Here is a 13,524-nt window from a genome sequence, read left to right on the forward strand (position 1 = left end):
TTCGACATTTTATTACATCTTTTGTGCATATTGACTAATTTCTTTTTTCAGCAGTAAGGAGGCCGAATTCATATGGAATTCCGGGAATTAACCAACATTTTAACAATCGCCGAGGAGGGCAGCCTGTCGAAAGCCGCCGAAAAGCTTTTTGTAAGCCAGTCCTCATTAAGCCAGTTTCTCAAAAGCTATGAAGCCTCCATTGGCTGCTCCCTCTTTGTCCGCACTTCCACCGGAATGCGCCCCACCGAAGCCGGTGAACGCGTCCTGGAAGCCGCCCACCAGATTGTTGCCATCGGCAATAATTTACAGAATGAACTCTGGGACATCGCTAACCTTTCCACCGGCAAGGTGGCCCTCGGACTTACGCCGTTTCGCGGTTCCTTTGTACTGCCCGATATCCTTCCGGCCTTTTACGCCAGGTATCCGCAGATTACAATCCATACGGTGGAAGCCAACACCCAGACACTGGAAGATCATCTTCTGCGCGGCATTATCGATGTCGCCCTGCTGACCTATCCCCTCATCAACAAGAAGTTACCCACCGAGGACGCCTATGAGGAGGAGGTATATCTGGCGGTTAACCGGGATTCCCACGTCCTGGAACTGGCGAAATATGACGCAGAGACGGGGCGCACCTATGTGGAGTTTGAGGATGTGATGCATGAGCCTTTCATCCTTCTCTCAAAAGGCCAGCGGCTTTTCACTCTGGCGGAGAGCCAGTTTGACAAATACGGCTGTAAACCTCATGTCATCCAGAAGACCCAGAATCCTGAAACCAGCATCCGCCTGGCCGAACAGGGTCTTGGTCTGGCATTCATGGCAGGTTCCTATATCCACCCCATTTACAACGGCAGTTATAAGCTCTCCTATCTGTCTATCGGCAGGGAGGGCCTCCACCGCAAGCTGGTCTTTGCGTTCCCGCCCAACACCTACCGCTCTAAAGCAACGATGGCTTTCGTGGAGATGGCTTCCAGGCTGCTGGCTCCCGGAGGCAAGTTTTCCTAGAGCCGCGCCGCCCGTGTTTCATGCCGTCCAATTGAACCGGGACCCATCCAATTGAACCGGAACCGTCATGCGCCGCTATGCCCGGGCTTTTCTTTTTTTCGCAAACATGGGGCCGAATACGCAGGCAATGCTGGCTATCGCCAGTATCAGTACGATCGGCCTTGTAAATATCTCCCAGAAGCTGTCGTAGGATTCAATGGTCCGAAGCAGCTCATTGTCGGCGGTTTTACCAAGCAGAAGTCCCAGTATCAGAGGCATAATGGGAAATTCTGCTTTTTTCATTGCCCAGCCAATTACCCCGAACAGCAGCATCAGCCCGGCATCGAACAGGGTATTTCTGTTGGAAAATGCACCCAGAAGCGTCAGCACCAGAATGCAGGGAACCAGATATTTTGTCGGCACCTTTACAATGTATGCGGCAAAAGCACAGAGCACCAGTCCCAGAATCAGCATGACGAACTGCTGGATAAACAGGGAAGAAAACGCCATATAGATGACATCCTCGTGGTCGATAAAAAGTTTTGGGCCCGGATTCCATCCCTGAAGCACCAGCGCCCCGAGCATCATGGCAGTGGAGGCTGAGCCGGGAATGCCGAGCACAAACAGAGTTGCAAGGGCTCCGCCCTCGGATGCATTGTTGGCCGTCTCACAGGCGATTACGCCTTCCGGGATTCCCGTTCCGAACTGATCCCCCCGTTTGCACCACTGCTTCGACTGGTTGTATCCCATCATACCGGCCACTGCCGCTCCTGCTGCCGGCATGATTCCGATAATCACGCCGAGAAGGGAGCAGAGCACCGCCTGCACGGGTCTTTTCAGCACCTCTTTAAAGCCTGAGATAACCGCCCTGAATCCGGTGGAATGGTTTCCGTTCTCGTCCGTCATCATCTTTTTTCCCGCCAGATTAATGATCTCCGGCATTGCCAGAAATCCAATCAGGGCCGGAACCATCGGAATGCCGTCCATCAGGAACATATTGCCGTAGGTTCCCCTTATCGTTCCAAGGGAACTCATCCCGATTGTGCCTAGAAGAATTCCGAAGAGACCTGCATATACGCTCTTCAGCGTATTTTTTGCAAGGCTGCCCACACAGCTCAAACCAAAAATCGCCACCATAAACATCTCCGCCGGTCCGAATTTCAGGGACAGCGTAGCCAGAGGTTTTGTGGCGAACAGCAGGAAGACGCAGCCGATCAGGCCTCCGATTACGGAACTCATCAGGGCAATTCCCAGCGCTTTTCCGCCTTCTCCTCTCTGGTTCATCGGATAACCGTCCAGCATGGTCACCATATTGGCCGTCGAACCCGGCGTGTTAATCATAACGGCCGTAACGGCCCCGCCAAATAATCCTCCCGTGTAGATTGAAAGCAGGAAGACGAGAGCCGTCAGCGGCGGCATCTTGTATGTAAAGGGCAGCATCAGCGCAATTCCCATACTTCCCGTCAGGCCCGGAAGGCAGCCGAGCACCAGCCCAATCGCCACTCCTCCGAACATGTAGAGGAGGTACTGCATTTGAAAAATAACCGAAAATCCTTCTATGAAATGTTGCATCCTGTTCCTCCTCCCTTAAAATCCCAGAAATCCCGCCGGCAGCGGAATATGCAGCCCGATCTTAAATACCGCATATAAAATCCCGGTGACGATAAGCGGCAGCAAAATGTAAGGCAGCGGCTTTTTGACCTGCATAATCAGTAACAGAACCGCCAGCAGAACCGCAGTGGTAATGATAAATCCCAGATGAGGCATGACGATCACGTAAACCGCCATGGAAACCACCACGAGGAATGATTTGAACAGGACCTGTTTCTCCTCCTGTGATATCTGCAGCGCCCCTTTATTTTCTTCCCGCTCCCTCTTCCACTCCCTGATATCGGTGAACGTATTTACTGCAAACAGAATCACCATCACGATAAAAACCGGTTTAATCAGGTACTGGTTCTTTTTGCTGTATCCCGCAACCTCGATAAAATAGGTTGCCGACCAGAGTAATACAATGGCAGGAATCGCCAGTCTTTTTATAAGCGAACCCATTTTTTATCCTCCTTCCGTACTGCGGCAGCCCGACGGCCCGCCGCTTCCCCTCCTGAGACCGCGGTTTTCCCGCTGTCTGTTCTGCCCGATATCCGAAGATGCGGGATACCGGGCAGCAGTTTTCTTGTTTTATACTCACATGGAATAATCTTTTTCTATGCGTTCTGTCTTATTCCTCTTTCAGCCAGTCCTGGTACTGTACGACGAGTTCATGAAGCTGAAGATTCAGTTTATTGCTCTCTTCCGGTCCGCGGAACGCCGATACGGCAAGCTCGCCGCTGGACTCTAAGAACTTCTGGTATTCCGGATTCTCGAACGCCTCTTTATAGGTATCTATAAGCGTCTGGTAACGCTCCGGGTAGTTTTCTTTTACCCCCTTCTGGACTGCAAAGAGACGGCAGGAACCGAGGGAGCCGGGGATCTTCAGATCCGGATACACTTCATCAAAGCTTGGGGTCTCGGGCCAGATAGCGTTTCTGTCGGAACCGCAGACGGCAAGCACTTTTGCCTGATCGCCCAGTCCCATATCGCCGTTGGCGGAACCCGTGATGAAGTCCACATGGCCGCCCATTAAAGCCGTACGGAAATCATTGCCGCTGTCGTAATAAATTGTCTTGTAATCCAGGTTAAACGCCTCAGTCAGGATGCCGAGCAGGATGGAACCGGCTCCGCCTGCCGTGAGGCCCACTTTAATTTTCCCGGGGTTGTCCTGAATCGCCTTGACCAGATCTTCGATCGTATTATAAGGTGAGGTGTCGAGCACCGTTATCGTGGTCGGATCGATCTGCTGCATATTAATCAGGTCAAAATCCGAGATATCGTAGGTAGCCCCCTGTAAAACCTGGTTGCCGCTTAAGTATGTCTGGGTTCCGCAGTAGATATTTGTGCCGTCCGCCGGAAGCGTCTGGTAGTAAACCGAACCGACCATGGTGGACGCGCCCTCCCGGTTCTCAACGACGAAGGTGCAACCTGCCGTCTCCTCCCAGTAAGGAAGAATTCCCCTGACCATCAAATCGGCGCTTCCTCCCGCCTTAAACGGAACAACTATCGTCAGTGTCTCTCCCTGAGGCCAGGCGCTCTCCCCTTCCTCCGCCTTGCTGTTTTCCTCTGCTGGGGCCGCCGCTTCCTTCTCTTCGGCTTTTGAACCGCTTTCCGTTCCCTTTACCCCGCCCGAACTGCAGCCCGTAGCCGTAACTGCCATCATTGCTGCCATTGTCAGTGCCATCACTCTTTTTTTCATAGGTACTCCTCCTGTTTTTTGATTCTTTTTTATCGGACGTCTTCCCCACTTCTTCCGTCCTTTTTAATGGTTTCATTTTATCAGATAATTCTGAATTTGAACAATACGGATTCCCACACCCACCCTATCAGTTTTTCTAATATCTGATATCTGATCTTACTATTGGCGTTTTGAAATACTTTTCAGTATAATCGCAAGTAAATACAGTATGAGGAGGTTGTTATGGAAATTTTAAATACTGCCATAGCCGGTACCCTGGAATCCAGCGATGTCCAGGTGATGGTGGAACCGGCGGCCGGGGGGATTGAACTTGAGCTTGAAAGCAGCGTTATCAACCAGTACGGAAAACAAATCCGGGCGGTTATCATGGAAACGCTGGAACGGCTGGATGTGAAAAATGCAAAGCTGCGCGTGATCGACAAGGGCGCGCTGGACTGTACGTTAAAGGCCCGGGTGGAATGCGCCGTTTTCCGCTCCAACCATATTACGGAGCAGCTGCCGTGGGGAGGTGCGATTCGATGAATGAGAATAAGAACAGGCTCAGAAGAACCATGATGTTCCTGAACTGCCAGAAACCGGGACTGATCCGGGATCCTTATATCTACGGCGCGGATTCCATCATTCTCGATCTGGAGGATGCGGTTGCGGCAAACCAGAAGGATTCGGCCAGATACTCTCTCTATCACGCCTTAAAGGAAATCAATTACCGCGGAGTGGAGCGCGTCGTGCGGATCAACGGGCTGGACACGCCTTACTGGAAAGAAGATATCCGTGTCTGTGTTGCCGGCGGCGCCGACGCCATCCGGATCGCCAAGACGGAAACGGCGGAAGACGTAAAAGCCGTGGAAGCCGCCGTCCTCTCCGCCGAGCAGGAATTTGGCAGACCGGCCGGCAGCACGCTTCTCATGGCCGCGCTGGAATCCGCAAAAGGCATTTTAAATGCGCTCGAAATCTGCGGTTCCTCCGAGCGGCTGTTCGGCATCGCCCTCAGCGGAGGTGACTTCACAAAGGATATCCAGACCACCATCACAGGAACCGGAGTGGAGCTGGCCGGAGCCAGACAGCACATGATCCTGGCTGCCAGGGCCGCCAAAATCCAGTGCTTTGATACGGTCTACACGAATCTGGATGATATGGAGGGATTCCGGAAAGATGTGGAAATGATTCATATGATGGGCTTCGACGGCAAATCCATCATCAACCCGAAGCAGATCGCCGTGGTGCATGAAATCTTCACTCCCTCGGAAAAAGAGATTATCTATGCGGAAAAGCTGATACGCGCGATTGATGAACAGAAGGAACAGGGCATCGGTGTCTTTACCGTGGACGGAAAGATGGTGGATATCGCCTTTTACGACGGAGCCCTGAGGACGCTGAATCTGGCCCGCGCCGCCGGGCTGTCTGTGAATCTCTGATTAGAGAACATGATTAGAGACTGTATGCAAAAAAACTGCCCGGGGCTTCTACACCGGGCAGTTTCTTATCTACGATACTATATTTTATTATTGATTTAGATGCCGAATGAATATTTTATTACCAGACTACAATAGAAACAGCCATCAGGATACTCTGTGTAATAACAAGTGCGATGAAAAGCGGTACAAACCATTTCCACCACTTATCAATCTTGACGCCCGCAATACCACAGATAATCGGTGTCATGGCAGTAGGCCACATGATGTTGGAAAGGCCGTCGCCAAACTGGAATGCCAGAACGGCCGACTGTCTGGAAATACCAATCAAATCTGCCAGAGGCGCCATGATCGGCATACTTGTTACCGCCTGGCCGGAACCGGACGGAATGAAGAAATTGAGGCCCGTTTGCACCAGGAACATTGCAATCGCAGAAATGGCTCCCGGAAGGTTTGAAAGCGGAATAGACAGATAATAAACAATCGTATCAATGATATGTCCGGCCTGGAGCACTACCAGAATACCACGGGCAATACCAATCATCATACAGGCAACCGCAATCTCGGAAAAACTCTTGGCCACTTTTTCCGCAATCACATTAGGTCCCCAGCCCATAATAAATCCGCTGACAAGGCCCATTAACAGGAAAACAGCGCTCAGTTCGGCAAAATACCAGCCTTTTGTCTTTGTTCCCCAGACAATTACGATAATACCTACAACAAGTGTTGCAAGAACCAGTTTTTCCCTTATGCCGAACCGCTCATTCTCGATATTATCCGAGTCCATGGTGAGGCTGTCAAAATTATCCCCATAAACAAGGCTCTTTGACGGATCCGCCTGGATTTTCAGGGCATAACGTACGACGTATACGGAAGCAACGGCAATGAGGACAAGATGACAGATAATCCTGAAACCTGCTCCTGACATCTGCGGGATGTCGGCAATACTCTGGGCCATTCCGACCGTAAACGGGTTCATAACGGCGCCGCTGTAACCGAGTCCTGTTCCAAGGGCAACGATAGCAAGGCCTACGATTGCGTCATATCCCATGGCAATCGAAATTCCTACGAAAATCGGAATAAACGGGAACATCTCCTCAAATACACCGATGGTGGAGCTGGCGCATCCAATCAGGGTAATAAATACCGGGATGATGACGGCTCTCGCGGAACCTTTTAACACTCTCAGCATGCTGGCAACGAGACCGTTAAATGCGCCGCTGGCGATAATCAGTCCGATGGAAGCATAGGAAATAAATACGAAGAACGTTACTCCTGCCGCATCCACAGTACCGTTGTAGAGTGACTGAACAAGGGTGAAAAAACCTACCGGAGTAGACTCAATGATGTGATATGTACCGGGAACTACCATCTCCCTTCCGGCATCATTCAAGGCACGTTCGAACTCGCCTGCCGGAAGAATCCACGATGCAATCGCACAAATAATAATAATTGAAACAAGAAGTACATAAATATGAGGCATTTTAAACTTTTTCTTTGTTGTTGCGGACTCACTACTCATATGTTCTCTCCTCTCATAAGACAGACCCGTTTATTTACTTTCTCTTCTCCACCTGCTCCTGAAACTCCGTGTAAACCTTATTCCTGAACTCTTCGTCATTAAATATCTTAAGAGCCATCAGGGACAGGATACAGGCCCCGTTTTCCATTGCCTTTTCCGCCTGCGGCAGGGCTGTTGCGTCCCTGAACGCCTCGGTGTGCAATGCATAGTCTTCATCCGTGATTGCTAACAGCGGCTGGATCGCCGGACAATGATAGCTTACATTTCCCACATCAGAAGAACCGCTGGCTGCCTCTACCCCCGTTGTAGGCATGCCAAAGGACTCAAACCGGTCAATTACTTCCTCCTCCAGTGTCATGTTGCGGACCATATCCGCAAATTCGAACACCGTCGTAAACTTCACCGTGCAGTCGAGGGCCATTGCCGCTCCTTCCGCACATTTCTTTACCATCTCATCCACCGCTCCCATGGATTTCATCGTAGCCGTCCTGAATTCCATTCTGAGCTTCACATAATCGGGGATGATATTGGGTGCCTTTCCTCCTTCCACTACAATACTGTTGACATGGACATCCGGTGTGAAACATTCCCGCCTTGCATCAATCAGATCCATGAATTTCCTGGCCGCCGCCAGAGCGCTCTTTCCTTCCCAGGGAGCGGCTACCGCGTGGGCCGCCTGCCCGTAGAATTCCACAAAGTAGCAGCGCAGGCTGAGAGCGTCCATATCCGCCCGGCACTTTCCTCCGGACCAGCTGTGCATCATCATAGCCAGAGACATGTTGTCAAACACGCCCTGGGCCGACATGCCTATCTTTGCGCCGTTCTCTTCCTCTGCAGGAGTTCCGATTACATGAACCTTTCCCTTATAACAGTCCTTCAGATCTTTTAGCGCAAGTCCCGTCAGCACCGAAAGTGAGCCGTGAAGATTGTGGCCGCAGCCATGCCCGATCTCAGGAAGCGCATCATACTCCGTCAGAATCGCCACCTCCGGTCCGTCCCCGTTGTCAAACAGGGCATGGAATGCCGTCTCGTATCCTGCGTAAGGGTATGTAACCTCGAATCCCGCGTCCTTGAGCACTTCCACCATCCTTCTGCTGGATTCAAACTCCTGATCCGGCAGCTCCGGATGTTCCCTCAGGTAGCAGCTCAGTTCAGCCGCCTTCTGAAAGTGTCCCTCCACCGCTTTCTTTACTTCTGACAGTTTGTATTCTGCCATAGCACACATCCTTTCTGAGTTTCCTCTAAACCGTCCCCGCCGTGCGGAGACACAACACCAGGTTCCCAATTAAAGTACACTTCAGCTCTGTCGTTCTTTAATTAAAGCATACTTAAAGAACAGCTCTTTAAAAAGAATTATATCACACCTGCATCTGCTCTGCAATGTTTTTTGTGTATTTTATTTTATTTTGTATTTTTTCAGACATTGACAAACTGGCACGGACTTTCGTCGGTTTCCTCTTTGTTCCGCCTCCTGCCCGGCGGATCTTCTATGCCGGCGGGGCAGCAAACCGATTATCCGCACTTCGCTCCGCCACCGCAGATAATTTGTAAAATTGCAGGTCCAAAGTACCGCTGATAGTTCAATTGATGCTATCTTATACTTTTTTCATACTCTTCCTTGATTTTCTCCCCATTTCTGGATACAATAGGCTGTATCACCTAAAGGAGGAACCTATGAAAGTTAAGAAAGTCTCATCGATGATCACCAGAATCATCATTTCTGCAGTACTTATGTTTTTATTGTTTTATTCGATGCTGCCGGCTATCAATTTAAAAGATAAGAATTTTATCATTTATCTGATTTCCTGCATCATCATTTTCCTGGTCGTTAATTTCCTCACCTATGTCAAAGATTTTATCCAGAATCTCAGCAGCGGGCGCGGTATGGAGATGACAAGAGATCCGGTCACCGGCCAGGTCGTCTTCCGCAAAACCCCGGGTGAGAATAAAGGCAAGGTAAATATGGGCAAACCGTTAAAATACGGTTTCATTGCCATTGCGGTTTTGATTGCGCTGATGCTCCTGGCCTCGGCGCTGGGACTCAAGATATTTAATGCCGGACGCTACCGTGACCTGATCACCATCACCGACGGTGACTTCACCTCCGACGTCTCCGAACTTAACATGTCACAAATACCGGTCGTTGACAAGGATACTGCATCCCGGCTGGGAAGCAAGAAGCTGGGTGAGATGACGGAGCTTGTCTCCCAGTTTGAAATTCTTGATAATTACACCCAGATTAACTACAAGGGCACGCCTTACCGTGTTACGCCGCTCTCCTACGCCGACCCGGTCAAATGGCTCTATAATATGAAAACCGGTCTTCCGGCCTATATTGCCGTGGATATGGTAAACCAGGACACCAATCTTGTATGGCTTGAATCGGGCATGAAATACTCTACCAGTGAATATTTCTTCCGCAACATTTACCGTTATATCCGTTTTAAATACCCTACCAAGATGTTTGAAACCGTCTCCTTTGAGATCGACGACGAGGGTACGCCTTACTGGGTTGCCCCGACTATCGCCTACCGTATCGGCTGGTGGGACGGCAAGGATATCGACGGAGCCGTGCTTGTAAACGCAGAGACGGGAGAATCGGCTTACTATGACAAGGCCGATGTGCCTCAGTGGATCGACCAGCTTTACGATTCCAACCTGATTATCGAACAGCTGGACGACAACGGAAGATTCCAGAACGGCTATATCAACTCCATCTTCGGCCAGCGGAACGTGCGCAGGACCACCTACGGATATAATTACCTGGCAATCGACGACGACGTTTATCTGTACACGGGTATGAGTTCCGTTACCTCCGATGAATCCAATATCGGTTTCGTTCTGGTTAACTTAAGGACAAAAGACACCCAGTTTTACGCGGTTCCCGGAGCCACCGAGCTGTCTGCGATGGAGTCCGCCAAAGGCCAGGTACAGCACTTGAACTATACTGCCACCTTCCCGCTGCTCTTAAACATTTCCGACAGGCCGACTTACTTTATCTCCCTGAAGGATGCCGCCGGGCTTGTTAAGATGTACGCGTTTGTCGATGTAGAACAGTACCAGATTGTAGGAACAGGCCAGACGATTGACGAGGCAAAGAGAAACTACCGCAATGCCCTGAACCTGGAAGATGTGGAAATTCCGGAGGTTAAGGAAGGAACAGAGATTTCCGGCACCATCGACGCCATCGAAAGCGCCGTAGTGGGCGGGAATACCTGCTACTATTTCACTCTGAAAGGAAGCACGCAGGTTTATACGGCGGAGATTACCGTATCGGAGAAACTTCCGTTTATGAAGGCCGATGAACGGGTGAAATTCAATTATACGGATGAAGGGAATGTGCGGGATGTTATAGAGTTTATATTTAATTGATGGAGGGACGCCGGAGAGATGGTGGCGGGATGGTGAGGTGGATCGAGGGGGCTTCAGTCCCGGGTGAGGTTGTCGTGCAGGGGAAGATTATCGACGGGACTGAAGCCCCCATGCCATAGTAAATCGCCCGCCATCATCCCCCGGCTGACTGTCCCCTCCACCAAGTGCGGGGCCAGGTATTGCCGCTGTCACTACTCGTTTCCTGTCAATATTAACTCTTATTAAATTTAAATTTTGTAAATTAAAAAAGGTGTTTTTTCTGATATCAGAACATGTTTTTTGTTCCTCATCGGAAAAAGCGCCTTTTCTTTTTTAAGGTTATTTTTGCTCTTTTCTAGCCTTGAAACCGGTTATAAGAATAGAAATTTCAACTGTAATTCGCTAACTTTTCCTCATTAGCTGCGATATCCAGAAACCGTAAAAGCACCGGATGCATATAGTGGCCGCGGCTATATCTCCCCCCTTGTGAAGAAACAGGACAATTCAGCAGCCTCCGGCCCGGGGACGGGATGGCGGTAAACTTTGCGTCTTCAGTCCCGGCCATAACCTTCCCAGCGGGGGAGGAGGAAGAAAAAATCTCCGAAGGGAACGTCGGAGTCCATCGGCACTTGGGCGGCGTTTCTCAGGCGCCCTAGTGACCGTTATGCACTCCATAAGCGCAAGCGGTTCCCGTAGGCGATTTCTTTCTTCCGGATTCCCCACCCGCGACCAAACTAAAGCCCGGGACTGAAGACTCATAACCTCTCTCTCCCCATCCCGTCCCCCGGCCGTCCCGGCGGCGTCCTCATTTCTCACCACCACCTCCTGTTGAATTTCCCTCCCATTTCCGCTATAATACTAATACTGCCCTGAAAACCGGCGGCTCGTACAGACCCGCTTACATAATTCGCCCGGCTTCATCGCAGTACCACACGTAAGGAGGATAACACAATGAAAAGTGACGATATAATCATGAAAGCAGCCATCATCCACATCCTGGATTCTTCGGTAGGCATCCCGGTGCTTTCCGATCAGGCTATGGAGATTGGCCCGGATTTTTCCGATTTTTTAAAGGCACATATTGAGAAGATTACCGAGAGCGACGATATTAAACAGTGCCGCTTTTCCGACAGCTCTCCTTTAAAGGAACTGATTGAAAACTGCACGCCGGAGAACTTTGTGGAGACCAGCAAACAGCTTGCCGAGAATCTCTATGATATTATGAACTCCAACATCGACATTCCCGCCGCCGATATTGCCATCCTGGTGTTCAGTTGTGCAGGTGACGATTATCTGGCATTTCTGAAGATGAATTATAAAACATCCTACACCCATGCCACCAGGGAAGCCGACGGCGGCAACCGCAATGATATTATTCTTCAGCGCGCTCTGCTCCCCGCGCAGGGGCAAAAGCTCTCTGAGGCCTTTGTGGTTAATCTGTCGGACGGCAGCATTCTCCTGACCGAGAAAAAATATGAGGTCAATGGTGAAAAACGGTTCTATTTCTCCGAACTGTTCCTGGAGTGCCACGCTCCCCTCTCCCAGAAATCCAAGCTGGATATCGTAACAAGAGCGGTAGAACAGGTAAATAAGAAATATTACGGCGATGAAGCGCCCGAGCGCAGAATGGAGATTAAAAATGTTATCTGCACCGAACTGGAGGAACAGGGTGAGATCAAGGTCGCCACAATCAAGGAGAAGATTTTTCCGGACAGCCCCGATATGCAGGTAGAACTGGACGAGAAGCTGGACAAGTATAATATGTCATATGAAACCGTTCAGCCAAAGAGTGAGCAGACTATCAAAAAGTTCCAGAAACAGCATCTGACCACCGACACGGGTATTGAAATCTCGATACCGATGGAAGAATACAGAAATCCGGATCACGTGGAATTTATCACAAATGAGGATGGAACCATATCCGTGCTGATTAAAAATATCGGACAGCTTACAAGCCGGTAACCGCCCATCCTTCTCACACAGCCTTCATGCCGCCTTTTTCCTTCCAAATACCGTAATCGAAATAACGGACGCCAGAATAAAAAGAACACCGATCCCCGTCTTCACTCCCACCGCCTCACCGAAGCAGACAACTCCCAGCACAATGCTGGTGAGCGGTTCGAAGGTGCTGAGAATCGCCGTTTTCTGCGCCCCGGTCATGGCTATGCCGAGCTGGAACAGCACACAGGCCACCACGATCAGCATAAAGGAGAATCCAAACGCAGCCGCCCAGCCCCTGGCCGAATGGAAAAGCACAAAGGTTCTCGTGACCAGAGAAAGCGCAAAGACCATCACTCCCGAAACGAGAGACATATAAAAATTCGTCTTGAACGGCTTCATAAATTTCAGCGTGCTCCGCTCGAAATACATCATGTAAAACGTATAGGTAACTCCGGATGCCAGAGCCAGCAGGATTCCTATCATCCCGTTTTCCTGTCCCGGTTCATAGAACAGGACGAGGCCGATCACGCAGAAAACGACCGATGCGATCTTAGTCCATGTTGCCTTCTCTTTAAAAATGAATACCGATGCAAGAATGACGAGCACCGGATAGCTGAAATGAATCGTGGTAGCGCTGCCGCTTGAGATATAATTGTAAGAAGAAAATAGAAGGATTGGGGTCAATGAAAATCCCAGGCTCAGAATAATAAACTGACCGAGCTGGGACACCGTAAGCCGCATCCCGTAATCGCGCTTTTTAAGCTCTCCCGCAGCCTCCCTCTCTTTTTCACCTTTTGCCTGCTCCCTGAGCGCCAGGATAAACAATACCGGCAGCGCCAGACTGTAGCGGTACACGACCAGGCTGACCGCGTTGCACCCCTCGGCGTACAGGTATTTTGCAACAATCGGCATACAGCCGAATATGATTGCTGAAATGACAGCATAGACAGACCCTTTTAATTCTTTCATTCCACACTCTCTCCCCGGTTATTTTCAACTTTTCTTTCTAAAACAGTTACAGA

The 13,524-nt window shown here is 50.2% G+C and carries 11 protein-coding genes; 5 read left to right on the plus strand and 6 right to left on the minus strand.

Features of this window, described 5'->3' with window-relative positions:
* Positions 1 to 72 precede the first annotated feature (72 nt).
* Entirely contained in the window at positions 73 to 1,005 is a 933-nt protein-coding gene (locus EJL91_RS04705; protein ID WP_125140777.1) for a LysR family transcriptional regulator, read from the plus strand.
* A 75-nt stretch (positions 1,006 to 1,080) separates the two neighbouring features.
* Here the strand turns inward: EJL91_RS04705 and EJL91_RS04710 are convergent, their stop codons facing one another.
* From EJL91_RS04710 to EJL91_RS04720, 3 genes are all read right to left on the minus strand, one after another.
* Complete coding sequence (locus EJL91_RS04710) at positions 1,081 to 2,556, minus strand: tripartite tricarboxylate transporter permease (protein WP_125140778.1); 1,476 nt, start codon at positions 2,554 to 2,556, stop codon at positions 1,081 to 1,083.
* Between the two features lie 15 nt (positions 2,557 to 2,571).
* The gene (locus EJL91_RS04715; RefSeq protein WP_125140779.1) at positions 2,572 to 3,036 is read right to left on the minus strand and encodes a tripartite tricarboxylate transporter TctB family protein; all 465 of its coding nucleotides are present in this window, start codon (positions 3,034 to 3,036) and stop codon (positions 2,572 to 2,574) included.
* A gap of 169 nt (positions 3,037 to 3,205) precedes the next feature.
* A complete protein-coding gene (locus EJL91_RS04720; protein ID WP_243125224.1) occupies positions 3,206 to 4,276 on the minus strand; it encodes a Bug family tripartite tricarboxylate transporter substrate binding protein in 1,071 nt (356 codons plus the stop codon).
* Positions 4,277 to 4,498: 222 nt separating this feature from the next.
* On the opposite strand from EJL91_RS04720, the gene citD reads away from it, so the two are divergent.
* Entirely contained in the window at positions 4,499 to 4,798 is a 300-nt protein-coding gene (gene citD / locus EJL91_RS04725; protein ID WP_125140780.1) for a citrate lyase acyl carrier protein, read from the plus strand.
* Entirely contained in the window at positions 4,795 to 5,691 is an 897-nt protein-coding gene (locus EJL91_RS04730) for an aldolase/citrate lyase family protein (RefSeq protein WP_125140781.1), read from the plus strand. The genes citD and EJL91_RS04730 overlap by 4 nt, the downstream gene beginning before the upstream one ends.
* Positions 5,692 to 5,809: 118 nt before the next feature.
* Here the strand turns inward: EJL91_RS04730 and EJL91_RS04735 are convergent, their stop codons facing one another.
* Together EJL91_RS04735 and EJL91_RS04740 are read right to left on the minus strand one after the other, a co-directional pair.
* Positions 5,810 to 7,210, minus strand: coding sequence for a YfcC family protein (locus tag EJL91_RS04735; protein WP_125140782.1), 1,401 nt, complete (start codon positions 7,208 to 7,210; stop codon positions 5,810 to 5,812).
* A 34-nt stretch (positions 7,211 to 7,244) separates the two neighbouring features.
* Complete coding sequence (locus EJL91_RS04740) at positions 7,245 to 8,426, minus strand: amidohydrolase (protein ID WP_125140783.1); 1,182 nt, start codon at positions 8,424 to 8,426, stop codon at positions 7,245 to 7,247.
* Between the two features lie 458 nt (positions 8,427 to 8,884).
* Between EJL91_RS04740 and EJL91_RS04745 the strand changes: the two genes are divergently transcribed.
* A complete protein-coding gene (locus tag EJL91_RS04745) occupies positions 8,885 to 10,582 on the plus strand; it encodes a CvpA family protein (RefSeq protein WP_125140784.1) in 1,698 nt (565 codons plus the stop codon).
* A gap of 930 nt (positions 10,583 to 11,512) precedes the next feature.
* The gene (locus EJL91_RS04750; protein ID WP_125140785.1) at positions 11,513 to 12,523 is read left to right on the plus strand and encodes a nucleoid-associated protein; all 1,011 of its coding nucleotides are present in this window, start codon (positions 11,513 to 11,515) and stop codon (positions 12,521 to 12,523) included.
* Positions 12,524 to 12,547: 24 nt separating this feature from the next.
* Here the strand turns inward: EJL91_RS04750 and EJL91_RS04755 are convergent, their stop codons facing one another.
* Entirely contained in the window at positions 12,548 to 13,471 is a 924-nt protein-coding gene (locus EJL91_RS04755) for a DMT family transporter (protein WP_125140786.1), read from the minus strand.
* Positions 13,472 to 13,524 lie beyond the last annotated feature (53 nt).

The sequence above is a fragment of the Clostridium transplantifaecale genome (assembly GCF_900626075.1).
Taxonomy (GTDB): Bacteria; Bacillota; Clostridia; order Lachnospirales; family Lachnospiraceae; genus Otoolea; species Otoolea transplantifaecalis.